Source organism: Streptomyces sp. NPDC050535 (genome assembly GCF_044457665.1).
Classification (GTDB): Bacteria; Actinomycetota; Actinomycetes; order Streptomycetales; family Streptomycetaceae; genus Streptomyces.
On the sequence record NZ_JBITHE010000002.1, the window covers coordinates 388,795 to 412,263 of the forward strand.

Annotated in this window: 21 protein-coding genes; 11 read left to right on the forward strand and 10 right to left on the reverse strand. The window is 71.2% G+C overall.

The genetic code is table 11. The annotated features are described in order from the left end of the window. Positions 1-212: 212 nt before the first annotated feature. Both ACIBLC_RS06700 and ACIBLC_RS06705 read right to left on the reverse strand, forming a co-directional pair. Positions 213-2,465, reverse strand: a complete 2,253-nt coding sequence (locus tag ACIBLC_RS06700) for an ATP-dependent RecD-like DNA helicase (RefSeq protein WP_399209626.1) — start codon at positions 2,463-2,465, stop codon at positions 213-215. Between the two features lie 42 nt (positions 2,466-2,507). After that, a complete protein-coding gene (locus tag ACIBLC_RS06705; RefSeq protein WP_399209627.1) occupies positions 2,508-3,680 on the reverse strand; it encodes a hypothetical protein in 1,173 nt (390 codons plus the stop codon). Between the two features lie 268 nt (positions 3,681-3,948). On the opposite strand from ACIBLC_RS06705, the gene ACIBLC_RS06710 reads away from it, so the two are divergent. From ACIBLC_RS06710 to rbsD, 5 genes are all read left to right on the forward strand, one after another. Next, on the forward strand, positions 3,949-4,965 hold the full coding sequence (locus ACIBLC_RS06710; protein ID WP_399209628.1) for a LacI family DNA-binding transcriptional regulator: 1,017 nt from the start codon (positions 3,949-3,951) through the stop codon (positions 4,963-4,965). Further along, positions 4,962-6,527 carry a sugar ABC transporter ATP-binding protein gene (locus tag ACIBLC_RS06715; RefSeq protein ID WP_399209629.1) on the forward strand — a complete coding sequence of 522 codons (1,566 nt, stop codon included), beginning with the start codon at positions 4,962-4,964 and terminating at the stop codon, positions 6,525-6,527. The genes ACIBLC_RS06710 and ACIBLC_RS06715 overlap by 4 nt, the downstream gene beginning before the upstream one ends. After that, the gene (locus tag ACIBLC_RS06720) at positions 6,517-8,472 is read left to right on the forward strand and encodes a substrate-binding domain-containing protein (RefSeq protein ID WP_399209630.1); all 1,956 of its coding nucleotides are present in this window, start codon (positions 6,517-6,519) and stop codon (positions 8,470-8,472) included. The genes ACIBLC_RS06715 and ACIBLC_RS06720 overlap by 11 nt, the downstream gene beginning before the upstream one ends. Before the next feature lie 116 nt (positions 8,473-8,588). Further along, positions 8,589-9,548, forward strand: a complete 960-nt coding sequence (locus ACIBLC_RS06725) for a ribokinase (protein WP_399209631.1) — start codon at positions 8,589-8,591, stop codon at positions 9,546-9,548. Next, positions 9,545-9,934, forward strand: a complete 390-nt coding sequence (rbsD, locus tag ACIBLC_RS06730) for a D-ribose pyranase (protein ID WP_399209632.1) — start codon at positions 9,545-9,547, stop codon at positions 9,932-9,934. The genes ACIBLC_RS06725 and rbsD overlap by 4 nt, the downstream gene beginning before the upstream one ends. A gap of 38 nt (positions 9,935-9,972) precedes the next feature. On the opposite strand, the gene ACIBLC_RS06735 is transcribed toward rbsD, so the two are convergent. From ACIBLC_RS06735 to ACIBLC_RS06745, 3 genes are all read right to left on the reverse strand, one after another. Next, the gene (locus tag ACIBLC_RS06735) at positions 9,973-10,854 is read right to left on the reverse strand and encodes a hypothetical protein (protein WP_399209633.1); all 882 of its coding nucleotides are present in this window, start codon (positions 10,852-10,854) and stop codon (positions 9,973-9,975) included. A gap of 104 nt (positions 10,855-10,958) precedes the next feature. Beyond that, positions 10,959-11,375 carry a hypothetical protein gene (locus tag ACIBLC_RS06740; protein WP_399209634.1) on the reverse strand — a complete coding sequence of 139 codons (417 nt, stop codon included), beginning with the start codon at positions 11,373-11,375 and terminating at the stop codon, positions 10,959-10,961. Between the two features lie 171 nt (positions 11,376-11,546). Further along, positions 11,547-12,608, reverse strand: coding sequence for an ArsR/SmtB family transcription factor (locus ACIBLC_RS06745; RefSeq protein WP_399209635.1), 1,062 nt, complete (start codon positions 12,606-12,608; stop codon positions 11,547-11,549). 450 nt (positions 12,609-13,058) lie between these two features. On the opposite strand from ACIBLC_RS06745, the gene ACIBLC_RS06750 reads away from it, so the two are divergent. Continuing rightward, a complete protein-coding gene (locus ACIBLC_RS06750) occupies positions 13,059-14,048 on the forward strand; it encodes a helix-turn-helix domain-containing protein (RefSeq protein WP_399209636.1) in 990 nt (329 codons plus the stop codon). A 189-nt stretch (positions 14,049-14,237) separates the two neighbouring features. Here ACIBLC_RS06750 and ACIBLC_RS06755 read toward each other — a convergent pair whose 3' ends face one another. Genes ACIBLC_RS06755 through ACIBLC_RS06765 form a run of 3 tightly spaced genes read right to left on the reverse strand, consistent with a single transcriptional unit; the run spans position 14,238 to position 17,379 of the window. Further along, entirely contained in the window at positions 14,238-15,053 is an 816-nt protein-coding gene (locus tag ACIBLC_RS06755; protein ID WP_399209893.1) for a sugar phosphate isomerase/epimerase family protein, read from the reverse strand. Between the two features lie 26 nt (positions 15,054-15,079). After that, on the reverse strand, positions 15,080-16,231 hold the full coding sequence (locus ACIBLC_RS06760) for a dihydrodipicolinate synthase family protein (RefSeq protein ID WP_399209637.1): 1,152 nt from the start codon (positions 16,229-16,231) through the stop codon (positions 15,080-15,082). Then, positions 16,228-17,379 (reverse strand): Gfo/Idh/MocA family protein, encoded by a 1,152-nt coding sequence (locus ACIBLC_RS06765; protein WP_399209638.1) that lies wholly within the window; start codon positions 17,377-17,379, stop codon positions 16,228-16,230. The genes ACIBLC_RS06760 and ACIBLC_RS06765 overlap by 4 nt, the downstream gene beginning before the upstream one ends. Positions 17,380-17,638: 259 nt before the next feature. On the opposite strand from ACIBLC_RS06765, the gene ACIBLC_RS06770 reads away from it, so the two are divergent. From ACIBLC_RS06770 to ACIBLC_RS06780, 3 genes are all read left to right on the forward strand, one after another. Then, positions 17,639-18,688, forward strand: coding sequence for a LacI family DNA-binding transcriptional regulator (locus ACIBLC_RS06770; protein ID WP_399209639.1), 1,050 nt, complete (start codon positions 17,639-17,641; stop codon positions 18,686-18,688). A 297-nt stretch (positions 18,689-18,985) separates the two neighbouring features. After that, complete coding sequence (locus ACIBLC_RS06775; protein WP_399209640.1) at positions 18,986-19,930, forward strand: GNAT family N-acetyltransferase; 945 nt, start codon at positions 18,986-18,988, stop codon at positions 19,928-19,930. A gap of 92 nt (positions 19,931-20,022) precedes the next feature. Beyond that, positions 20,023-21,369 carry an MFS transporter gene (locus tag ACIBLC_RS06780; protein ID WP_399209641.1) on the forward strand — a complete coding sequence of 449 codons (1,347 nt, stop codon included), beginning with the start codon at positions 20,023-20,025 and terminating at the stop codon, positions 21,367-21,369. Here ACIBLC_RS06780 and ACIBLC_RS06785 read toward each other — a convergent pair. Beyond that, complete coding sequence (locus tag ACIBLC_RS06785; protein ID WP_399209642.1) at positions 21,283-21,702, reverse strand: ATP-binding protein; 420 nt, start codon at positions 21,700-21,702, stop codon at positions 21,283-21,285. The genes ACIBLC_RS06780 and ACIBLC_RS06785 overlap by 87 nt on opposite strands. A gap of 120 nt (positions 21,703-21,822) precedes the next feature. On the opposite strand from ACIBLC_RS06785, the gene ACIBLC_RS06790 reads away from it, so the two are divergent. Continuing rightward, positions 21,823-22,641, forward strand: a complete 819-nt coding sequence (locus ACIBLC_RS06790; RefSeq protein ID WP_399209643.1) for a Scr1 family TA system antitoxin-like transcriptional regulator — start codon at positions 21,823-21,825, stop codon at positions 22,639-22,641. Then, positions 22,638-22,886: a DUF397 domain-containing protein gene (locus ACIBLC_RS06795; protein WP_399209644.1), complete on the forward strand. Its 249-nt coding sequence runs from the start codon at positions 22,638-22,640 to the stop codon at positions 22,884-22,886. The genes ACIBLC_RS06790 and ACIBLC_RS06795 overlap by 4 nt, the downstream gene beginning before the upstream one ends. Here the strand turns inward: ACIBLC_RS06795 and ACIBLC_RS06800 are convergent. After that, complete coding sequence (locus ACIBLC_RS06800) at positions 22,867-23,451, reverse strand: RBBP9/YdeN family alpha/beta hydrolase (protein WP_399209645.1); 585 nt, start codon at positions 23,449-23,451, stop codon at positions 22,867-22,869. The two genes, ACIBLC_RS06795 and ACIBLC_RS06800, sit on opposite strands and share 20 nt — an antisense overlap. Positions 23,452-23,469 lie beyond the last annotated feature (18 nt).

Genomic DNA, 23,469 nt, shown 5'->3' on the forward strand with positions numbered 1-23,469 from the left:
CATTTGGCCCTGGAGAGTGCACTCGGGGTCGACCATTGGGCCTATTGGCGGCACTGAGTGCCGCCAACTTACTCATCCTGCCCCCCTTCGCCAGGATTCCGGAAGTGCTGTGTGACCTTTACGACTCGTTTGATCGATCATTTTTCCCGGAGCGGCGTCCGGAGGCCTCCCGAGAGGTCCCGAACGGCCCGGTGGGGACGGATCGCGGCTCGTCAGGCCCGCGCCAGCCGGAAATCCAGGGCCGTGCACCGCCGGCCGGCGGAAACCGTGCGGACCGCCTGGCCGATCGCCTTTCGGGAACCGACGAGGACGACCAGCTTCTTGGCGCGGGTGACGGCCGTGTAGAGGAGATTGCGCTGGAGCATCATCCACGCACCGGTGGTGACCGGGATCACCACCGCCGGGTACTCACTGCCCTGGGAGCGGTGGATGGTCACCGCGTAGGCGTGGGCCAGCTCGTCCAGTTCGTCGAAGTCGTACGGCACCTCCTCGTCCTCGTCCGTCCGCACCGTCAGGCGCTGTTCCTCGGCGTCGAGGGAGGTGACGACGCCGACCGTGCCGTTGAAGACGCCGTTCTCGCCCTTGTCGTAGTTGTTGCGGACCTGGGTGACCTTGTCTCCGACGCGGAAGACCCGGCCGCCGAAGCGCTTCTCGGGGAGGTCGGGGCGCGCGGGGGTGATGGCCTGCTGGAGAAGGCCGTTGAGGGCGCCCGCACCCGCCGGGCCCCGGTGCATCGGCGCGAGGACCTGGATGTCGCGGCGCGGGTCGAGCCCGAATTTGGCCGGAATCCGCCGGGCCGCCACGTCCACCGTGAGCCGGCCCGCCTCCTCGGTGTCGTCCTCGACGAAGAGGAAGAAGTCCTTCATGTTGTCCGTGTGGGGGTGCTGCCCGGAGTTGATCCGGTGCGCGTTCGTCACCACCCCGGACTGCTGGGCCTGCCGGAAGACCCGGGTGAGCCGGACCGCCGGGACGGGGCCGCCCTCGGCGAGCAGGTCGCGCAGCACCTCACCGGCGCCGACGCTGGGGAGTTGGTCGACGTCTCCCACGAAGAGGAGGTGGGCGCCCGGAGGCACCGCCTTGACCAGCTTGTTGGCGAGGAGCAGGTCGAGCATCGAGGCCTCGTCGACTACCACCAGGTCGGCGTCCAGCGGACGGTCCTTGTCGTAGGCGGCGTCGCCGCCCGGCTTCAGCTCCAGGAGCCGGTGCACGGTGGAGGCGTCGGCCCCGGTCAGCTCGGCAAGACGCTTGGCGGCGCGGCCCGTGGGCGCGGCCAGGACGACCTTCGCCCGTCTGGCGCGCGCCAGTTCCACGATCGAGCGGACCGTGAACGACTTGCCGCAGCCGGGTCCGCCGGTGAGCACGGCGACCTTCTTCGTGAGCGCGAGCCGGACCGCCTCCTCCTGCTCGGGCGCCAACTCCGTGCCCGTACGCCCCTTCAGCCAGGTCAGCGCCTTGTCCCAGGCGACGTCGCGGAAGGCGGGCATCCGGTCCTGGTCGGTGCGCAGGAGCCGCAACAGCTGTGCGGACAGGGAGAGTTCGGCGCGGTGGAAGGGGACCAGGTAGATGGCCGTCACCGGCTCGCCGCCGTCCGGGCCCGGCACCTTCTCCCGGACGACACCGGGGTCCTCGCCGTCCTGTGCGGGTGCCGCCAGCTCCGCGAGGCACTCGATGACCAGGCCCGTGTCCACCTGTAGAAGCTTCACCGCGTCCGCGATCAGCCGCTCCTCGGGGAGATAGCAGTGGCCCTGGTCGGCGGACTGCGAAAGGGCGTACTGCAGGCCTGCCTTGACGCGCTCCGGGCTGTCGTGCGGGATGCCGACGGACTGGGCGATCTTGTCGGCGGTGAGGAAGCCGATGCCCCAGACGTCGGACGCGAGGCGGTAGGGCTGGTTCTTCACCACCGAGATCGACGCGTCGCCGTACTTCTTGTAGATACGGACCGCGATCGACGTGGACACCTCGACGGTCTGGAGGAAGAGCATGACCTCCTTGATCGCCTTCTGCTCCTCCCAGGCGTCGGCGATCTTCTTGGTGCGCTTGGGGCCGAGCCCGGGGACCTCGATGAGCCGCTTCGGCTCCTCCTCGATGATCTGGAGGGTGTCGATGCCGAAGTGCTGGGTGATCCGGTCGGCGAAGACCGGGCCGATGCCCTTGACCAGGCCGGAGCCGAGATAGCGGCGGATGCCCTGGACGGTGGCGGGCAGCACCGTCGTGTAGTTCTCCACCGTGAACTGCTTGCCGAACTGGGGGTGGGAGCCCCAGCGGCCCTCCATCCGGAGCGACTCCCCCACCTGGGCGCCGAGCAGTGAGCCGACGACGGTGAGCAGGTCGCCGCCGCCGCGGCCGGTGTCGACCCTCGCGACCGTGTATCCGTTCTCCTCGTTGGCGTACGTGATGCGTTCGAGTACGCCTTCGAGTGTCGCGAGCCGCCGTTCGCCTGCGGGGTCCGCCGCCTGATGGGACATGGTCGAAACGGTACCGCCGGGGTCCGACAACGGTGGGCGGGATCAGCGGCGGCCCTGCGGCCGGGCCTGTACCTGACCTCCCCGCTCCAGCCCCCGCGCCGGTTGTCCGTCCGTGTTCCCGCGGTTCGCTTCCAGCGGCCTGCGGGGAATTGCCTGCGGGGAGTAGTCGTTCGCGGAGCCGCCGACGGGGTTCGACGGCGCCCGGTCAGACGGGTTCGGAGCCGCCGGCGTCCCCCTGACGGCTCCGAACGCATCCGCGTCCGACCCCATCATGGGCCTCGAGACGGCGTTGCTCCTCGCCTCGGCGACCCGTACCGCGTGAAAGTCCCACCGCGGCGTAGGACCGAAGCCGACGCCCGAGGCCGCCGGGTTGTGGTCCACCGGGCCCGAGGCCGCCGGGTTGTGGTCCACCGGGCCGGGGGCCACCGGGCTGGGGGCCGTCGGGTTGGGGGCCGTCGGGTTGGGGGCCGTCTGACCGGAGAAGCCGGGCACATCGGGTCCCGTGCCGGCCGACCGCTGCGAGATTCTGGCCTCTGCGGCGCTGACAGCCAGGGCCCGCCGCATGTCCCGCCGGAAGTTCGCGTCACCGGGGCTGGAAGCCACCGGACTGGAGGCCACCGGGCTGGAGAAGCCGGGCACATCGGGGCCCAGGTCAATCCGGTTCGCGGCCTCCTCGAAGCCGAGAGACGTGGCCAGCCACATGTCCCGACGGGAGTCCGACGCGGCGGCAGGGCTGGAGGCCAACGGGTCGGCGGCCAGAGGGCTGGAGGCCACCGGAGGGAAAGGGCCGGGGACGGCGGACACCGGGGCTTCCCACGCCTGCGGGCGGGTGGCGTCTTCGAGGCTGGCGGCCATGGCCAGCCGCACCTGCTCCTGGAACTCCGCTTCCGACTGGAGGGACCGGTCCGGCTGAACCGGCACGTCGAGACTGCGCAGCTCGGCTTCCCGCAGGTCGCTCTCGAACCGCTCCTGCGGGTCGTAGGACGGGGGCTCCGTGCCGCGGATTCCACGCTCCTGAACGATCGCACGGTCGTACCTCCTCACGAAGTCCTGCGAGGGAGCTTCCTCGGGTGCGGTATGCGGGTGGTAGCCGGGAGGTTGCTCCGCCCTGGTCGGATCCCTCGGCGTGAAGTCCCACGGCCCCTGGGGCTGGTCGGGGTAGAAGCCCGGGTAGTCCTCGGAACCGGCGGGAGAGCCGGTCGGCGAGTTCGTCATCGTCCTCTTGCTTCCTTCTGTCGGGCCGCCGCTGCCACAGGAGCCTCGGCCGTACCGTGAATGCCGCTGTGCCCCACGGGTCCAGGACAGACCCACAACGTCACGCGCGTCCCGCCGGTTCACTTGCCCGCGGGCACTCCGAGCGAGCGCTGCCGCGACCCGCGCTGGGTCACGATTGGGTTTCGGCCCCCTCCACCCCCTTGCCCCGGACCCGTGTAATCGATTCCAATCCTCCGTGTAATCGATTCCACAAGGAGGTGGAGCGGTGATGGCGAGCATCAAGGATGTCGCCGCGGAGGCGGGTGTCTCCGTTGCCACGGTGTCCCGTGTGCTGAACGACCACCCGTCCGTGAGCCCCGACGCGCGGACCCGCGTCCTCGCCGCCGTCGCGGCGCTGGGCTACCGCCCGAACGCCGTCGCCCGCTCCCTGCGCACCGACCAGACCCGCACCCTCGGCCTGGTCATCAGCGACGTGCTGAACCCGTACTTCACCGAACTGGCCCGCTCCGTCGAGGAGGAGGCCCGCGCGCTCGGCTACAGCGTGATCATCGGCAACGCCGACGAGCGGCCCGACCTCCAGGACCACCACGTACGGACCCTGCTGGACCGGCGTATCGACGGACTGCTCGTCTCCCCCGCCGACGGCGGCTCCCCCGGGATGCTGGACGCCGCGCGCGCGGGGACCCCGATGGTGTTCGTGGACCGCTGGATCCCCGGCCTCGACGTACCCGTCGTACGGTCCGACGGACGGGCCGCGGTACGCGATCTCGTCGCCCACCTGCACGGCCTCGGCCACCGCAGGCTCGCCATCATCGCGGGCCCGGCGGCCACCACGACCGGCAGCGAGCGGGTCGAGGCCTTCCGCGAGGCCATGGCGGAGTACGGACTTCCGCTGCCCGGCGCCTACATAGGGCAGGGCGACTTCCAGGCCGAGAGCGGGCGGCGGGCCACCGAGCGGTTCCTCGGGCTGGCCGAGCCGCCCGAGGTCGTCTTCGCCGCCGACAACCTGATGGCGCTCGGCGCGCTGGACGCGATCCGCGCGCGCGGAATGCGGGTTCCCGAGGACATCGCGCTCGCCGCGTTCGACGACATCCCGTGGTTCGTGCACACCGATCCGCCGATCACCGCGATCGCCCAGCCGACGGGCGAACTCGGCCGGGCCGCCGTACGCGCCCTGGTCGACCGCATCGAGGGGCGGCCCCCGCAGTCCGTCACCCTCCCCGCCCGTCTCGTCGTACGCCGCTCGTGCGGCGAGGCCCCTGCCACAGAGAGGAGCAACCCGTGAGCCGCCCGGACGAGTTGCCCGGTACCGGTTCGGACCAGTCGCCTCGCACGGGCGCGGACGAACTGCTGCGTATCGAGGGCATCCGCAAGACCTTCCCCGGCGTCGTCGCGCTCGACAGCGTCGACTTCGACCTGCGCCGCGGTGAGGTGCACGTACTGCTCGGCGAGAACGGCGCGGGCAAGAGCACCCTCATCAAGATGCTCTCCGGCGCCTACCACCCGGACGCCGGACGCGTCCTCGTCGACGGCGAGGAGGTCCGCATCCAGGGGGCGCAGGACTCCGAGCGTCTCGGGATCGCGACCATCTACCAGGAGTTCAACCTCGTCCCGGACCTGACCGTCGCCGAGAACATCTTCCTGGGGCGGCAGCCGCGCCGCTTCGGGCTGATCGACCGGAAGACGATGGAGGCCCGGGCCGCCGAACTGCTGGAGCGGGTCGGGGTGACCGTCTCCCCCGACACGCGGGTGCGTGAACTCGGCATCGCCCGGCTCCAGATGGTCGAGATCGCGAAGGCGCTGAGCCTGGACGCCCGCGTGCTGATCATGGACGAGCCGACCGCGGTGCTCACCTCCGAGGAGGTCGAGAAACTCTTCGCGATCGTGCGCCGGCTGCGCGAGGACGGTGTCGGCATCGTCTTCATCACCCACCACCTGGAGGAGATCGCCGCCCTGGGAGACCGGGTCACGGTCATCCGGGACGGCAGGAGCGTCGGCCAGGTGCCCGCGTCCACACCGTCGGACGAACTCGTACGCCTGATGGTGGGCCGGTCCATCGAGCAGCAGTATCCGCGTGAACGCGCGGAGGCCGGGGCCGCGTTGCTGAGCGTCGAGGGGCTCACCCGGGACGGCGTCTTCCACGACGTGTCCTTCGAGGTGCGGGCCGGCGAGGTCGTCGGTATCGCGGGGCTCGTGGGGGCCGGACGTACGGAGGTCGTCCGGGCCGTCTTCGGCGCCGATCCCTACGACAAGGGAGCCGTGAAGGTCGCCGGTTCCGCGCTGCGCCGTCATGACGTGAGCGCCGCGATGGAGGCGGGCATCGGGCTCGTCCCCGAGGACCGCAAGGGCCAGGGGCTGCTCCTGGACGCCTCGGTGGAGGAGAACCTCGGGCTCGTGACCATGCGGGCGGCCACCCACGCCGGTCTGGTCGACCTCAAGGGACAGCGGGCCGCCGCCACGCGGGTCGCCGAACAGCTGGGCGTCCGGATGGCGGGACTCGGCCAGCACGTGCGCACCCTCTCCGGCGGCAACCAGCAGAAGGTCGTCATCGGCAAGTGGCTGCTCGCCGACACCAGAGTGCTGATCCTCGACGAGCCGACCCGCGGCATCGACGTCGGCGCCAAGGTCGAGATCTACCAGCTGGTCAACGAACTGACGGCCGCGGGCGCCGCCGTCCTGATGATCTCCAGCGATCTGCCCGAGGTGCTCGGCATGAGCGACCGGGTGCTGGTGATGGCGCAGGGCCGGATCGCCGGCGAACTCTCCGCCGACGAGGCGACCCAGGACTCCGTGATGGCCCTCGCCGTCAGCACGAACACCGAAAAGGAGGCCCACCGTGGCCACTGACACGCTCAAAAGCACCTCGGGCGCGAGTGGCGCCTCGGCGGTCCGCCGCCTCCTGCTCGACAACGGCGCGCTCACCGCGCTCATCGTCCTCGTCGTCGCCATGACGGCACTGTCCGGCGACTTCCTGACGACGGACAACCTGCTCAACATCGGCGTCCAGGCGGCCGTCACCGCCATCCTCGCCTTCGGCGTCACCTTCGTGATCGTCTCGGCGGGCATCGACCTGTCGGTCGGCTCCGTCGCCGCGCTCTCCGCCACCGTCCTCGCCTGGACGGCGACTTCGGAGGGCGTGCCGGTCTGGATCGCGGTACTCCTCGCGATCGCCACCGGCATAGCGTGCGGCCTGGTCAACGGCGTGCTGATCTCGTACGGGAAACTGCCGCCGTTCATCGCGACGCTCGCCATGCTGTCGGTGGGCCGGGGACTCAGCCTGGTCATCTCGCAGGGCAGCCCGATCGCCTTCCCCGACTCGGTGTCCCACCTCGGTGACACGCTCGGCGGCTGGCTGCCGGTGCCCGTCCTGGTGATGGTCGTGATGGGCCTGATCACCGCCCTGATCCTCGGACGGACGTACATCGGCCGCTCCATGTACGCGATCGGCGGCAACGAGGAGGCCGCGCGGCTGTCGGGTCTGCGGGTGAAGAGGCAGAAGCTCGTCATCTACGCGCTGTCCGGCCTGTTCGCCGCCGCCGCGGGCATCGTGCTCGCCTCCCGGCTCTCCTCCGCCCAGCCGCAGGCCGCGCAGGGTTACGAGCTCGACGCGATCGCCGCGGTCGTCATCGGCGGCGCCTCCCTCGCGGGCGGTACCGGCAAGGCGTCCGGCACGCTGATCGGCGCGCTGATCCTGGCGGTGCTGCGCAACGGGCTCAACCTCCTTTCCGTGTCGGCCTTCTGGCAGCAGGTCGTCATCGGTGTGGTGATCGCACTCGCGGTGCTGCTCGACACGCTGCGGCGCAAGGCGGGGGCGACCCCGGTGTCCGGTGCCTCGGGCAGCGGCGGCAGGGGCAGGGGCAGGCAGGCGGCGACGTACGTGATCGCGGCCGTGGTCGCGGCGGCCGTGGTGGGCGCGATGTCCTTCCTGCACACCGGCTCGTCCTCGACCGCGACGACGAAGGTGGGCCTGTCCCTCTCGACGCTGAACAACCCCTTCTTCGTACAGATCAAGGCGGGTGCTCAGGAGGAGGCGAAGAAGCTCGGGGTGGACCTGACCGTGACGGACGCCCAGAACGACGCGTCGCAGCAGGCCAACCAGTTGCAGAACTTCACCAGTTCGGGCCTCGGGGCGATCATCGTCAACCCGGTGGACTCGGACGCGGCGGGCCCTTCGGTGCGCTCCGCGAACAAGGCCGACATCCCCGTCGTCGGCGTCGACCGGGGCGTGAACAAGGCCGACACGGCGGCCCTCGTCGCCTCCGACAACATCGCGGGCGGCAAGCTCGCCGCGAAGACCATGGCCGAGAAGCTGGGCGGCAAGGGGACCATCGCGATCCTCCAGGGCCAGGCGGGCACGTCCGCCAGCCGTGAGCGCGGGGCCGGGTTCACCGAGGGTCTGAAGGACTACCCGGGCATCAAGGTCGTCGCCAAGCAGCCCGCGGACTTCGACCGCACCAAGGGCCTCGACGTCATGACCAACATGCTCCAGGCCCACCCCGACATCCAGGGCGTGTTCGCCGAGAACGACGAGATGGCGCTCGGCGCGGTCAAGGCGCTGGGTTCCAAGGCCGGCAAGTCGGTCGCGGTCATCGGCTTCGACGGCACGCCCGACGGGCTGACCGCCGTCAAGGCGGGCACGATGTACGCCTCCGTGGCCCAGCAGCCGACGGAACTCGGCCGAATCGCGGTGGAGAACGCGCTGAAGGCCGCCGAGGGTAAGAAGGTCGAGAAGACGGTGATGGTGCCGGTGAAGGTGGTCACCTCGCGGAACGTCGACGAGTTCAGCGGATGACACCGGTGGGCGCGGCCGGCTTCGGCGGATGACCCGGTGAGCGGCCGGACGGACGATCGGTCCGGCCGGCCGCTCACCCGACGCGTTCCCGACCGACCTTTCTAGGGAGACAGTTCATGTACGACTACGACCTGCTGGTCGTGGGCTCGGCCAACGCCGACCTGGTGATCGGAGTCGAGCGACGGCCCGCGGCCGGGGAGACGGTCCTCGGCTCGGACCTGACCGTCCACCCCGGCGGCAAGGGCGCCAACCAGGCGGTCGCCGCCGCCCGGCTCGGCGCCCGTACGGCCTTGCTGGCCCGCGTCGGCGACGACGCGCACGGCCGGCTGCTGCTGGACTCGCAGCGGGCCGCCGGTGTCGACACCGTGGGCGTGCTGGTGGGCGGGGCGCCCACCGGCGTCGCGCTGATCACGGTGGATCCGTCCGGGGACAACAGCATCGTGGTCTCGCCCGGCGCCAACGGGCGGCTGACGCCCGGGGACATCCGCGCCGCCGGGAGCCTCTTCCAGGCTTCCCGGGTGGTCTCGACGCAGTTGGAGATCCCGTTGGAGACGGTCGTGGAGGTCGTACGGAATCTCGCCGAACACGGCCGGTTCGTACTGAATCCCTCGCCGCCCCGGCCACTTCCGCGCGAGGTGCTGGCGGCCTGCGACCCGCTGATCGTGAACGAGCACGAGGCGCGCGTGCTGATCGGCCCGGGTGCGGGTCCGGAGCCCGAGGACTGGGCGCGGGACCTGCTCGCTCTGGGCCCGAGCTCCGTGGTCATCACCCTGGGCGCGCAGGGCGCGCTGGTCGCGGTGCGGGCCGGGGCGCGGGTCCGGGTGCCGTCGGTGCCGGTCGAGGCCGTGGACACGACCGGGGCGGGCGACTCGTTCACGGCTGCGCTGGCCTGGCGGCTGGGGCGCGGGGAGTCGCTGGTCGACGCCGCCGCGTACGCCGCCCTGGTGGGGGCCGCCGCGGTCACCCGGCCCGGTGCGCAGGAGTCCTTCCCGACGGCCGGGGAGGTCGCCGCCCTGGCCGCCGCCTTCCCGTCGCCGGACGACGGCACGCGGCCCTCGCGAGGTGGGTCCCAGTGAAGAGGGCCGGAATTCTCAACCGTCATCTCGCGGGCGCGCTGGCCGAGTTGGGCCATGGGGACGGGGTCCTGGTGTGCGACGCGGGGATGCCGATACCGACGGGACCCCGGGTCGTGGACCTGGCCTTCCGGGCCGGGGTGCCGTCCTTCGCGGAGGTGCTCGACGGGCTGTTGGAGGAGCTGGTGGTGGAGGGCGCCACCGCCGCGCGTGAGGTCCGGGAGGCGAATCCGGAGGCCACGGCCCTGCTGGAGGCGCGCTTTCCGGGGCTGTGGACGGTCTCGCACGAGGAGCTGAAGTCGCTGTCGGCGAACGCGCGACTGGTCGTACGGACCGGGGAGGCCCGGCCGTACGCGAATGTGCTGCTGCGCTGCGGGGTGTTCTTCTGAGCGGACGGGCCGGTTCGATGCCGGTTCAGGGCGCTGGTTCAGGGCGCCGGGAAGGCGAGGCGTACGCCGAGCCGCTTCTCGGACTCGCGGAGTGCCGGGACCAGGGTCGCTCGCAACTCGCTTATCTCGTCGGCGTGTTCGGTGACGAAGCGGGCGCGCAGCCGTAGCCGGGCCGGTTCGCGGACGGCTTCGACGGGGCGCATGCAGGCGGCGTAGGCGCTGCCGAGTTCGCGTTCCACGTACGGGAGTTCGGCGGGGGCCGCGGAGTTCAGGTTGGCGTCGACCAGGGCGAAGAAGCCGTTCTCGTCACGGACTCGCAGGCCGTGCCCGGCGAGGCAGTCGGGCAGGGTGCCCACGGCCCGGCGGACGGCGGGATCGGTGCGCAGGGAGGCGAGGGCGTCGAACCACCGCGCCTGGAGCGGGGCGTAGGTCTCGCTCAACTCCTCGGCGGCGGCCGTGCCTTCGGCCTGGCACCGGCGTACCGCGGCGGCGCTGCCGGAACGGGCCACGACGGGCCGCGCGGCGGTGGTGGGCACCTCGGCGCTCTGGCTGAACCCGTGCCGGGCGAGGAAGTCCAGGTCGGGCAGCTCGGAGAACCGGATGTAGGCGAGCGGGACCTGTTCGGGAAGGGCGATGCCCCGGTCGCTCGCGCACAGGGCCGCGGCGGCACGCGCCGTCTGCTGCCCGAAGGTGCCGAGCCCCTGGGTCCAGCGGGTCTCGGCGCCGGTAGCCGGGAAGAGCATGCGTACGGGGTCGTCCGGCAGGGCGTGGCTGAGGCGGGCGGGGGTCACCGGGGAGGGCGGGCGGCCCGACGCGTCGGGCGTGCCCGACGGGCCGGAGCCCGCCGAGCAGGCGGCCGAACAGAGGGCCAGCAGCGCGGCGGTGGCCGCGGCGGCGATACGGGCCGGAAGCTGAATCACCGGACGGGCTCCCCTCTGCGTAGTCCTCTGTGTCTTCTCGGCTCCCGCCGGCCGGGGGTGCGGCCTGCTCGTGACAACACCCCCGGGGTCACGGAATCGGCGTGCTAGTGCGTGATGTTGACGGAGTCGCCGCCGTTGGCGAGGCTCGCGACCGTGAACGGGGTGTTGTCGTTGACGTCGGTGCACAGCCAGTACGTGGAGTCGTTGACGCTGTGGCTGCCGTTGAAGGCGTGGACGTAACCGGCGGAACAGGTGAACCAGGTGCCGTTGGAACGGCGCAGTCGCCCGGCGAACCAGTCGTTGGCGTAGCCGGAAGTGTCGTTGGTGTAGGTGAGGTTGAGGTCGCCGCAGGTGCTGCTGGCGGACTTGTAGCGGATGGTGCCGACGCCTTCGTTGCCCCCGGTCGTCAGCCCCTGCGTCACGCAGGCCTGCGGTGCGGCCGACGCCGCCGGGGCGAGAGCCACCACGCAGGTCGCGGCGGAGACCAGGGCGAGTGCGCTGGCCATGACGGTTTTGTTCATGGGTGTTCCCCCTTGGTTGGGCGTGCGGGCCTTGGCTGGCAGTGCGGGCGGGTATCGCGTCCCACGCGTGCGTCCCATGCGTGCGCCCCGCTCGTGTGTGCCTTGAGCGCGCCTCGCGTTTGCCTCGAGCGCGGCTCGCCGATGACGCTCGCAGACAGGGGCGGGCCCGTACTACGAACTTCGACCGGAGTCGAAAGTCCGAGACCCGGCGGCGGACGCCGGTACTCCGGCGGTGGCGGAGGGGTCCGTGACACGGGTGGGACCGTAGGGACGGAGCATCGCCGCGCCGAGCGGGGTGAGGGTGTGCAGCACGGTGTTGTTGGTGCGCTGGCTGGCGATCAGGCCCGCGTCGCGCAGCACGGTGGTGTGATGCGTGGCGGTGGCGGGCGAGACGCCCAGGAAACGCGCCAGTTCCGACGTGGTCGCGCCCTCGGCGAGCGTGCGCAGCGCGGCGGCGCGGGTCTTGCCGAGGAGCGCGCCGAGGGAGGCGTCGGACGGTCGCGCGGGCGCGGGGAGCCGGTCGCGGTGCAGGGGATAGATCAGCACCGGCTCGAGGGTGCCGTCCGCCAGGGCGATCGGGGCCCGCCAGCAGAAGTACGAGGGTACGAGGCGCAGTCCGCGCCCGCCGAGATGCAGGTCCCGGTCCTCGATGTAGTCGACCTGGAGGACCGGCGACCGCCAGTGCATGGTGGGCGCGAGGCCGGCGAGCAACCCGCCGATGCCCGTGTCGAGGGTCTCGCGGGCCCGCAGTGCGGACTCACCGGTGATGCGCGCGCCGATGCGGTCGTGGTGCGGCGCGATCACGGCGTTGTGGTAGGCACGGATGACCTTGGCGAGCTCCTCGCGGTTCGCGCGTTCGACCAGGGTCGGAGCCCAGGGCGGCGCGCCGCTGATCTGGCGCAGCTTGCGCATTTCGAGGGCGACGCGGCTGGGCGGGGTGTCGATGATGGCCGTGAGCCCCGGGTCCAGCCCGTCGGCGGCCTCCCGGGGGGTCAGGAAGTCCGGGAAGTAGCGTGCCAGAGGGACGACCGGGACGAGGAGCCTGCGCACCGCGTCACCGAGCTGGGTGCCGACGAGGGTGTCGCGGGTGCTGCGGTACCAGTCGGCGTAGGCCCAGCGTCCCTGCGAGGTCTGTAATCGGTGCAGGCTGCAGACGGTCTCCCAGAGCGGATCGGGTTCCCTGGCCAGCCGGAGACGCGCGAAGTCGTCGGGCCCGAAGTGGATACGCAGCACAGTTCTCGCCCCCTGCGTCGGCTGCCGTCGCGCACGGCTCTGCTCATCCGTGCACAGCTCTGTGCACGGAGCAGCGTGGCGACAGCTTCCACAGGAGGGAACGCCTTATCCAGCCGCCTCCTGCCGTCACTTGGGCCGGAATACGGGTTGACGCCATCCGGAGCGGGCAAGGGAGCCGGTCGGGCGGCCGGCGCGGACAGCTTCGAGGGGACCCGGTCCGTCGACCGGGCCCCCTCGGGTTCCCCTCCGAATCAGAACCCCCGCAATCCCCCCGGATCCCCCTCCAGAAGTCCTGATGCCATGTACGACCCGCGAGGTCGGGGAAGGGTTGCACGGGGTTGCGGAATTTTTTCGGCGGAAGGATTCAGTGGAAGGATTCGGCGGAAAGATAAAGTGCCTTTGCGCCGAAGAAGGCGCAGGTACGGGGGACTTGGAGGAGAACGGGGCGAAATGATCGGGACGGTGTTCCGGAGCGAGGACGTACCTGTGGAAGACAGGTTCGAGTACTGGCGGGAGTTGATGGACCGGACGATCGCGCCCAGCGACATCAGCAGTGACTACGCCGCCGATTTCTGGGCGGAGCAGCGGTTGCTGGAGCTGGGGCCGGTGACCGTGTGGCCGGCGTCGTTCCTGCCGATGCGGTTCCGGCGGAACGCGAAGCTGATACGGCAGTCCGATCCCGAGGAGTACCACCTGTCGCTGGTGCTCGACGGCACGTTGGGGCTCGACCACGCCGGGCGGACCGACCTGTACGGCCCGCGGGATCTGTGGGTGAGCGACACCTCGCGGCCGTACGACGTGGGGCCTCCGGACGGCGCCGACCGGCGCACGGTCACGGGGGTTGGCGTGGAGTTCCCGAAGTCACTGCTGCCCATACCGCCCGACCGGGCAGGGGAGTTGCTCGGCAGGCGGCTGTCCGGGCACGAGGGAACGGGCGCCCTGCTGTCGGGGCTCCTCACCGGCCTGAACCAGGAGTCCAACTCCCTCCGGCCGTCCGAGGCGCCCCGCCTGGGCAGGGTCCTGCTCGACCTGCTGACGGCCTGGTTCGCGCAGGTGCTCGACACGGAGGCCGAGCTGCCTCCGGAGACCCGGCACCGGGCCATGACCGAACGCATACGCGCCTTCATCCGGCAGAACCTGCACGACCCGGAGCTGACACCGCCCGTCATCGCCGCCGCGCACCACATCTCCCTCAGCTATCTGCACCGGCTCTTCCAGGAGGAACGGTCCGGCCAGACGGTCGCGGCCTGGATCCGCGACCAGCGTCTCGAGGGCGCCCGCCGTGACCTGTCGAACCCCGCGCTGCACGCCACCCCGATCCACGTCATCGCCGCCCGCTGGGGCCTCCCCCGCAGCTCCGGTTTCACCCGCGTCTTCCGCACCGCGTACGGAACCTCGCCCAAGGAGTACCGCTTCCGGACGGCGGGCGCAGCGAAGTAGACGCAACGTCAAGAACCTGTGGACTCACTGGTAACGACAGCCCCAGGAGTCACAGCGCATTCTGGTCAGGCGGTTCTCGGACAACTCCCTGACCAGCAGGCGAGCCCGACCTCGGGGCTCCATCCCGGCAGGGGAGGGATGGAGCCCCGAAAAAATCCCGGCGACCGGGCCCCGCCCTCGGGCCGGCCCCTACCCCGCGTGCTCGGCGTGCTCGGCGTGCTCGGCGAACCGTGCCGCCGTCTCCGCCAGAACCTCGCGCCCGTCCCGCGCCCACAGCTCCTCGTTGAACAGCTCGACCTCGATGGGGCCTGAGTAGCCCGCCGCCTCGACGTACGAGCGCCACTCGCGCATGTCGATCGACCCGTCGCCGATCTGGCCACGGCCGTTGAGGACGCCCTCGGGCAAGGGGGTTGTCCAGTCGGCGAGTTGGAAGGTGTGGATGCGGCCGGCGGCGCCCGCGCGGGCGATCTGCGCGGGCGCCGTGTCGTCCCACCAGATGTGGTATGTGTCCACCGTGACGCCCACCTGGTCCGCGGGGAAGCGTTCCACGAGGTCCAGGGCCTGGGCCAGGGTCGAGACGACACAGCGGTCCGAGGCGAACATGGGGTGCAGGGGCTCGACGGCCAGCCGCACGCCCCGCTCCGCCGCGTAGGGGCCCAACTCCCCCAGCGCGTCTGCGATGCGCTCCCGCGCGCCGTGCAGGTCCTTGCTGCCGGCCGGCAGTCCGCCGGAGACGAGAACCAGGGTGTCCGTACCCAGCGTCGCCGCCTCGTCGACCGCCGCACGGTTGTCCACCAGGGCGGCGGCCCGCTGACCCGGTTCGATCGCCGTGAGGAAGCCGCCCCGGCACAGGGTGGTCACCGCAAGACCGGCGTCACGGACCAGCTTGGCGGTCGCGTCGAGCCCGTACGACTGGACCGGTTCGCGCCAGAGGCCGACGCCCGGAACGCCCAGGTCGAGGCAGGCATCGACCAGTTCGGGCATCGACAGCTGCTTGACCGTCATCTGGTTGATGGAGAAACGCGACAGGTTCACTGGGCCACTCCGTACAGGGAAAGCATTGTCCTCATCCTCGTCGCGGCCAGCTCCGGATCCGGGAACAGGCCCAGCCCGTCGGCCAGTTCGTAGGCGCGGGCGAAGTGCGGGAGTGACCGCGCCGACTGCAGTCCGCCGACCATCGTGAAGTGCGACTGGTGACCGGCGAGCCACGCCAGGAAGACGACTCCGGTCTTGTAGAAGCGGGTCGGGGTCTGGAAGAGGTGCCGGGACAACTCGACGGTCGGGTCGAGGAGTTCACGGAAGCCCCGCACATCGCCCGTGTCCAGCACCCGTACGGCGTTCGCCGCCAGTGGCCCCAGCGGGTCGAAGATGCCCAACAGCGCGTGGCTGAAGCCCTGTTCATCGCCCGCGATCAGCTCGGGGTAGTTGAAGTCGTCGCCGGTGTAGCAGCGCACGCCCTGCGGGAGCCGGCGTCGGATGTCGATCTCACGGCCGGCGTCGAGCAGCGAGACCTTGATGCCGTCCACCTTGTCCGGGTGGGCCGCGACGACCTGCAAGAACACCTCGGTGGCCGCGTCCAGGTCGCTCGATCCCCAGTAGCCCTCCAGCGCCGGGTCGAACATCGGCCCGAGCCAGTGCAGGATCACGGGGTCGGACGACTGCCGGAGCAGATGCCCGTACACCTCCAGGTAGTCCTCGGGCCCGGCGGCGGCCTTCGCCAGCGCGCGCGAGGCCATCAGGATCGCCTGGGCGCCCGACTCCTCGACGAGGGCCAACTGCTCCTCGTACGCCTTGCGGACCTCCTCCAGCGAACCCCCCGTGAGCTGGTCCGTGCCGACGCCGCACGCGATCCGCCCGCCGACCGCCCTGGCCTCGGCGGCCGACCGGCGGATGAGTTCCGCCGCGCCCGCCCAGTCGAGCCCCATACCGCGCTGAGCCGTGTCCATCGCCTCCGCCACACCGAGCCCGTGGGACCACAGGTGCCGGCGGAAGGCGAGGGTCGCGTCCCAGTCGACGGCGGCGGGCGAGTCGGGGGACACGTCCGCGTACGGATCGGCGACGACGTGCGCCGCCGAGAAGACCGCACGAGAGGTGAACGGGGCGCCGGTGGCAAGGGCGAGGGGTTCGGAGCGCGGCTCGTACGCTCTCAACACCCCTGAACTGTCCGGCAGTTGGATCGTCACAGCGAGATCTCCGGTACGTCGAGGCGGCGGCCCTCGGCCGAGGACCGCAGGCCCAGCTCGGCGAGCTGGACGCCGCGGGCGCCGGCCAGGAGGTCCCAGTGGTAGGGCGCGTCGGCGTAGACGTGCCGGAGGAACAGCTCCCACTGGGCCTTGAAGCCGTTGTCGAACTCGGCGTTGTCGGGGATCTCCTGCCACTGGTCGCGGAAGGAGTAGGCGGCCGGGATGTCGGGGTTCCAGACCGGCTTGGGGGTCGAACTGCGGTGCTGGACACGGCAGTTGCGCAGCCCGGCCACAGCCGATCCCTCCGTCCCGTCGACCTGGAACTCGACCAGCTCGTCGCGGTTGACCCGCACGGCCCACGACGAGTTGATCTGCGCGATCGCACCGCTCTCCAGCTCGAAGATGCCGTACGCGGAGTCGTCGGCGGTGGCGTCGTACGGCTTGTTCTGCTCGTCCCAGCGCTGCGGGATGTGGGTGGCCGCGATGGCCTGGACGGAGGTGACCCGCCCGAAGAGCTCGTGCAGCACGTACTCCCAGTGCGGGAACATGTCGACGACGATGCCGCCGCCGTCCTCGGCGCGGTAGTTCCACGACGGGCGCTGGGCGGCCTGCCAGTCGCCCTCGAAGACCCAGTAGCCGAACTCCCCGCGGATGGACAGGATCCGGCCGAAGAAGCCGCCGTCGATGAGGCGCTTGAGCTTGAGCAGGCCGGGGAGGAAGAGCTTGTCCTGGACGACGCCGTGCTTGATGCCCTTCTCGTGGGCGAGCCGGGCCAGTTCCAGGGCGCCGTCGAGACCGGTCGCGGTCGGCTTCTCGGTGTAGATGTGCTTGCCCGCCGCGATCGCCGCCCGGAGCGACTCCTCGCGGGCGGAGGTGACCTGCGCGTCGAAGTAGAGGTCGACGGTCGGGTCGGCCAGCACGGCGTCCAGATCGGTGGACCACTCCTCGATGCCGTGCCGCTCGGCGAGCGCTTTCAGGGCGGGCTCGCGACGCCCGACGAGGACGGGTTCGGGCCACAGCACGGTGCCGTCGCCCAGGTCGAGGCCGCCCTCCTCACGCAGCGCGAGGATCGAGCGGACGAGGTGCTGGCGGTAGCCCATGCGCCCCGTTACGCCGTTCATGGCGATACGCACCGTCTTGCGTGTCACGTCATTCCCTTCGTACGCGGGTTCCGCGCCCCGTACGCCCCACTGAGGAACTGGTGAGCGTGCCAGCAAGCGCTTTCTATCCTGGTAGAAGTTAGCCTCTGTCGAGCCAATTGGACAAGACCAAAGAGGGGGAGGAGATGTTCGATCGGTCGGACGGGTGGACGCGGGGGGCGTGGTCAGGGTCGGATGTACCCGCATATGACGACCACCACGACGGCAGTCAAGACATCAACCAGTTGCGCGACCGGAGGACGACGAGATGACCGTGACCCTGGCGGACGTGGCGGCGCGTGCGCAGGTCTCACCCGCGACCGTGTCCCGGGTGCTGAACGGGAACTATCCCGTCGCGGCGTCCACGCGTGAGCGCGTACTGCGCGCGGTGAACGAGCTGGACTATGTACTGAACGGGCCCGCGAGTTCGCTGGCCGCGGCGACCTCCGACCTCGTCGGCGTCCTCGTCAACGACATCGCCGACCCCTTCTTCGGGATCATGGCGGCCGCGATCCAGTCGGAGATCGGCGGGCCCGGGGGGCGCGCGGGCGGGGAGCGCCTGGGCGTCGTGTGCAACACCGGCGGCTCCCCGGAGCGCGAACTGACCTATCTCACGCTCCTTCAGCGCCAACGCGCCGCCGCCGTGGTCCTCACCGGCGGCGCGATCGAGGACGCCGTGCACGCCACGGCGGTCGCCGCGAAGCTGCGCAGGCTGGCGGAGGCCGGTTCCAAGGTCGTCCTGTGCGGCCGGCCGCCCTCGCCCGAGGCCGCCGACGCGATCGCCCTCACCTTCGACAACCGCGGCGGCGGCCAGGAGTTGACCGAGCATCTGATCGGGCTCGGACACCAGCGCATCGGCTACATCGCAGGACCCGAGGAACGGACGACGACCCGGCACCGCCTTGAGGGCCACCGGGCCGCGCTCGCCGCGCACGATATCGAGGACGCCCCGCCGCGCACCGTGCACGGCCGGTACGACCGCCGCTCCGGCTACGAGGCGACCCTCGAACTCCTGCGCCGCGACCCGACGTTGACGGCAGTGGTCGCCGCCAACGACACCGTCGCCCTGGGAGCCTGCGCCGCCCTGCGGGACTCGGGCCTACGAATCCCGGACGACGTCTCCGTCGCCGGCTTCGACGACCTCCCCTTCAGCATCGACGCGGTGCCCGCCCTCACCACGGTCCGCCTGCCCCTGTCCGAGGCGGGAGCACGGGCAGGCCGCATCGCCATGGGCCGCGAGGAGCCGCCGCCCGGGGGGATCGCCACGGTGCGGGGGGAGTTGATGGTGCGGGGGTCGACGGGAATCCCCCGGAAGTAGCCCCGGCAAAGGCCGAAGGCACCACCCCCGCAGCCACAGGACGACGGAAGGGGCCGTGCCGGTACGTCCAGATGCTCGTCGCGTACGTTCGCGTCACCGGACGGTCTCCGTGCTCGCCCGACGTCTGATCCGGCGGCGACGGGCGGGAGGTACCGGCACGGCCCCGACCCACCACCGGCCGGCGGACCCCGCACCTCGGGGTGGAACCCACCCGTGGACGCGAGGCCCGGCACGGCCTACGCTCGGAAGGAACCTCTGACTGAGTCAACGATAAATGCCGAGCACCCGGGGCCGATCATGACCGTTCAGGACATCCGCTCCTTCAACCGGTTCTACACGAACGTGATCGGCGCCCTCGACTACGGCCGCCACCTCTACGCCCCGTACACGCTCACGGAGTCCCGTGTCCTGTACGAACTCGCGCACAGCCCTCGTACGGACGCCGCCGACCTCCGTGAGGAACTGTCGCTGGACGCGGGGTACTTGAGCCGCATCCTGAACAAGTTCGAGCAGGACGGACTGGTCGAGCGGGCCCCGTCCGAGAAGGACCCGCGGCGCCGGCGCGTCACGCTCACCGCGCGGGGCCGGGAAGCCGCCGGACTGCTGGACGAGCGGGCGCGGGAGACCGTCGGCTCGCTGCTCGCCACCGTGGCACCGGCCGACCGGCCACGGCTCGCGGAGGCGATGCGCACGGTACGCACGATCCTCGGCGACAGCCGGACCGCGGCCCCGCACCGCGAGGACGTCACCCTGCGCGAGCCCGGCCCCGGCGACCTCGGCTGGATCGTGCAGCGCAACGCCGCGCTCTACACGGCCGAGTACGGCTGGAACACCGACTACGAGGGCCTGGTGGCAAGGATCGTCGCCGACTTCGCCGAGGATCACGACCCGCACCTGGAGCGCGTGTGGATCGCCGAGGTCCACGGACGGCCGGTGGGCTGCGTGATGTGCGTACGGGACGACGCGCCCGCCACGGCCCGCCTCCGCCTCCTGCTCGTGGAACCGGACACCCGCGGACTCGGCGTGGGCGACCAACTCGTGCGCACGGTCATCGACTTCGCACGCGGTGTCGGCTACCACGAACTCGTCCTGTGGACGAACGACGTCCTGACCGCCGCCCGCCGCCTCTACCGGCGCCACGGTTTCGTCCTGGTCTCGGAGAAGCCGCACCGCTCCTTCGGCGCGGACCTGATCGGCCAGGACTGGCGCCTGGACCTCCACGGCAACGGCAACGGCGAGTAAGAGCCGCTCCGGGACAAATTCACTGGCCGCACCCGGGGGCGGCCGGTTAACCTCCGCCCGGTGAATTCGCCCCCGCGCCCCGCCGCCCACTCATGAGCCCGAAACCGACTCTGGCCCGTACGCTGCTCGACGTCCGGCCGCTGCGGACCTCCCCCGCGTTCCGCAGGCTGCTGATCGGCCGGACGGTGTCCATGCTGGGCGCCATGATGACGTTGGTCGCCGTCATGTACCAGGTCTGGCTGATGACGGGCAGCACGGTCTGGACGGGTGCGGTCGGGCTGGCGCAGGCGCTGCCGATGGTGGCGGTCGGACTGTTCGCCGGTTCGCTGGCCGACCGGCGGGACCGGCGGCAGATCTACCTGGTGAGCACCGTCGGGCAGGCGGCCGTCTCACTGCTGCTCGCGGTGCAGGGCTTCCTCGGCCATGTGCCGGTGATCGGCGTACTCGCGCTGGTCGCCGCGCAGTCCTGCTTCGGGGCGGTCGGCGGCCCGGCGGCGGGCTCGTTCGTCCGGCGGCTGCTGCCCAAGGAGCAGGTGGGGGCCGGGCTGGCGCTCAACCACGTCTCGTTCCAGGCGACGATGCTGGCGGGCCCGGCGCTCGGCGGACTGCTGGTGGGCCTGCTGGGTGTGGGCGGCTGTTATCTGATCGACGCGTTGAGCTTCGGGATGGCGTTCTACGGCGCTTTCGGCCTGCCCAGGCTGCCGCCCGAGGGGGAGTTGGCGCGGGCCGGGCTGCGCGGGGTCGCCGACGGGCTGCGTTTCCTGGCGGGACACCGGGCCGTGCGCGGCGCGCTGATCACCGACCTGGCCGCCACCGTGCTGGCGATGCCGATGAGCCTCTTCCCGCTGGTCAACGCCGAGCGTTTCGGCGACAATCCGCGCACCCTGGGCCTGTTCCTGTCCGCGGTGGCCGTCGGGGGCATCACCGCGTCGGCCCTGTCCGGCTCGCTCACCCGCCTCGCCCGCCCGGGGCTGGTGATGCTCTGCGGCGCGGCGACCTGGGGAGCCGCGCTCGCGCTGTTCGGCCTGGTCACCAACCCGTGGGCGGGCCTTGGCCTGTTGGCGCTGGCCGGCGCGGCCGACACCTTCTCCGTCATCTCCCGCGGCACCATCCTGCAGACCCGCACACCGGACGCGCTCCTGGGCCGGGTGACGGCCGCCGAACAGATCGTCGGCCAGGCAGGACCGAACCTCGGCAACCTGCGCGGCGGCCTGGTCGCCGGCTGGACGTCCGGCGCGACCGCGCTGGTCAGCGGCGGAGTGCTGTGCCTGCTCGCGGTCGCGGCCGTGGCGGCGGGCACACCGGAGCTACGGGGATCGCGGGCCGACCGGGCCGACCCCGCGCCGGACCCGTCAGCCGAGGACCCGGACCCAGACGGTCTTGCCGAACTCGCGGTCGCGGACCTCCCAGACGTCGGACAGCGCCTCGACAAGGAGTAGGCCGCGGCCCGAAGTCGCGTCGGGGTCGAAGGGCCTCACCACCGGATGCCGGGGCGACCCGTCGGAGACCTCGATCTCGACCGCCTTGCCGCCGTCGTCGTACGTGAGCGCCACGTCGAAGGTGCGGCCGGGGACACGGGCGTGCCGGACCGCGTTCGTCGCCAGTTCCGAGACGATCAGCACGACCGTCTCGCAGGTGTCGTCGGGGACCGCCCAGCCGGCCAGCACGATCCGGGCGCCGTGCCGGACCTCGGCGATGTTTCCGGCCACCGGCATGAACCCCCGCCGCCAGGTGCGGGATCGGGGGTTTACGCCGTCACTTTCTGTGTTCATGAGACCACTGTCCGCCCTGGTCGCTACCGTCACCAGTGACCGAGCGTCGACCATCGCGTACGGCAACTGGTGTTGCGCGCGCGTTGATTGGCGTAGAGCCGTGTAGAGGAGGGCGCTGCGATGGGGCAGCCCAAGAAGAACTCGTCCTCGCCTGCCGCGCAGTACTTCGCGGAGGTGCTGCGCGTACTGCGTACGAAGGCGGGGCTCTCGCAGAACGAACTGGGCGAACGGATGGCGTACTCGGGCGCGGCGGTGAGTGCCGTCGAGACGTGCGCGAAGCCGGCGACCGATGAGTTCATCGAGGCTGCGGAGAAGGCGTTGGAGGCGGGGGGGCTTGTTTCGGCGGCCTCGCGGTATCTACGGCTTGAGCGGTATCCGGCGCACTTCCAGGGGTTCGTGCAGCTGGAGCAGGAGGCGTTGAGTGTGTCGTCCTACTGCACGCAGCTCATCCACGGGCTGTTGCAGACCAAGGAGTACGCCCAGGCCGTACTGGACTGCGCTTTCCCCCCGTTGGAGGGGGACGAGGTCGAGCAACTGGTCTCGGCACGGGTGGAGCGCAGGGCGCTGTTCGACCGCAAGCCGGTGTGTGTCGTGAACGTGATCCTCGAAGAGGCGGCGCTGCGACGGCGTATCGGCGGCCCCGAGGCAATGCGCGGGCAGTATGAGTTCCTCATCGCCTGCGCCAAGAGGTCCAACGTGGTGCTCCAGGTCATGCCGATGGACACGGCTGGGCACGCGGGGCTGCCTGGGCCAATGACCGTGATCGAGACCCCGGAGGACACCACTCTCGTCTACATGGAAGTCGAAGGGCAGAGCACCCTGGTATCCAGGCCGGATGAGGTCGGGATCTTGGCACGGCGCTATGCGATGATCGGTCGACAGGCCCTCCGGCCGGAGGAATCCCTAAGCCTGATCGAGCAGTTGGCAGGTGAGCTATGACCGAACTGATGTGGTTCAAGAGCAGCTACAGCGACTCGACGGGCGGCGAGTGCCTCGAAGCCGCCGTCACGTGGCGTAAGAGCAGCTACAGCGACAGCTCAGGCGGTGATTGCGTCGAGATAGCCACCACCTCCGCCATCCACATCCGCGACTCCAAGGCCCCCTCCCTCCCCCACCTCACCGTCTCCCCCGCCACCTGGACCGCGTTCCTCGCGTACGCCGCGCCTACGCCGAACGGCCCGTGAGCTTCGCGGAGTCGTCGACGCACCAGTCCAGTACCGCGGGCCAGGAGCCGTAACCGGCGTCCAGGTCGAGGTGGGCAGCGCCCGGGATGATCTCGGTGGGGATGCCGAGGGGGTCGCCGTAGGCCGCGAGGGCGCCCTCGGGGCAGTACGGGTCGTCGTCGCCCGCGACCAGCCGGGTCGGCCCGGGCAGGGTGAGCGGGAACGCGGGCGGGGCGAACTCCGCGACCTCCGGGTACCCGAGGAGCACGGACGCGGACGGCGGCCCCACGAGCAGCACCCGGTCGACGTCGAGCCCCGGGACACCGCGGGCGACCGCGTGCAGCCACAGGAGGACGGACGCGCTGTGGGCGATCACCACGCGCTCGCCGCCGCCGGGCAGCGCGGCGAGGTGCCGGGACAGCTCGGTCAGCCATACCTCGAGGTCCGGGTCGTCGGGGTCGGGCAGTTGGGGGTACACGACGACGTGCCCCAGGCCGGTCAGCCGGTTGGCCAGCCAGTGCTGCCAGTGGTCGTGCGGCTGGTGGTTCTGCCAGCCATGGAGGATGAGGAAGGAGCGGGAGGTCATGGGGAGGATCGTTTCCGG

Coding starts and splice junctions, on each gene's coding strand:
- ACIBLC_RS06705 (WP_399209627.1), bottom strand. CDS start 3,680: ATGACGAACTCGCCGACCGGCTCTCCCGCCGGTTCCGAGGACTACCCG.
- ACIBLC_RS06800 (WP_399209645.1), bottom strand. CDS start 23,451: ATGACCTCCCGCTCCTTCCTCATCCTCCATGGCTGGCAGAACCACCAG.
- ACIBLC_RS06780 (WP_399209641.1), top strand. CDS start 20,023: ATGAGCCCGAAACCGACTCTGGCCCGTACGCTGCTCGACGTCCGGCCG.
- ACIBLC_RS06795 (WP_399209644.1), top strand. CDS start 22,638: ATGACCGAACTGATGTGGTTCAAGAGCAGCTACAGCGACTCGACGGGC.
- ACIBLC_RS06750 (WP_399209636.1), top strand. CDS start 13,059: ATGATCGGGACGGTGTTCCGGAGCGAGGACGTACCTGTGGAAGACAGG.
- ACIBLC_RS06790 (WP_399209643.1), top strand. CDS start 21,823: ATGGGGCAGCCCAAGAAGAACTCGTCCTCGCCTGCCGCGCAGTACTTC.
- ACIBLC_RS06700 (WP_399209626.1), bottom strand. CDS start 2,465: ATGTCCCATCAGGCGGCGGACCCCGCAGGCGAACGGCGGCTCGCGACA.
- ACIBLC_RS06710 (WP_399209628.1), top strand. CDS start 3,949: ATGGCGAGCATCAAGGATGTCGCCGCGGAGGCGGGTGTCTCCGTTGCC.
- ACIBLC_RS06775 (WP_399209640.1), top strand. CDS start 18,986: ATGACCGTTCAGGACATCCGCTCCTTCAACCGGTTCTACACGAACGTG.
- ACIBLC_RS06755 (WP_399209893.1), bottom strand. CDS start 15,053: ATGACGGTCAAGCAGCTGTCGATGCCCGAACTGGTCGATGCCTGCCTC.
- ACIBLC_RS06740 (WP_399209634.1), bottom strand. CDS start 11,375: ATGAACAAAACCGTCATGGCCAGCGCACTCGCCCTGGTCTCCGCCGCG.
- ACIBLC_RS06725 (WP_399209631.1), top strand. CDS start 8,589: ATGTACGACTACGACCTGCTGGTCGTGGGCTCGGCCAACGCCGACCTG.
- ACIBLC_RS06770 (WP_399209639.1), top strand. CDS start 17,639: ATGACCGTGACCCTGGCGGACGTGGCGGCGCGTGCGCAGGTCTCACCC.
- ACIBLC_RS06785 (WP_399209642.1), bottom strand. CDS start 21,702: ATGAACACAGAAAGTGACGGCGTAAACCCCCGATCCCGCACCTGGCGG.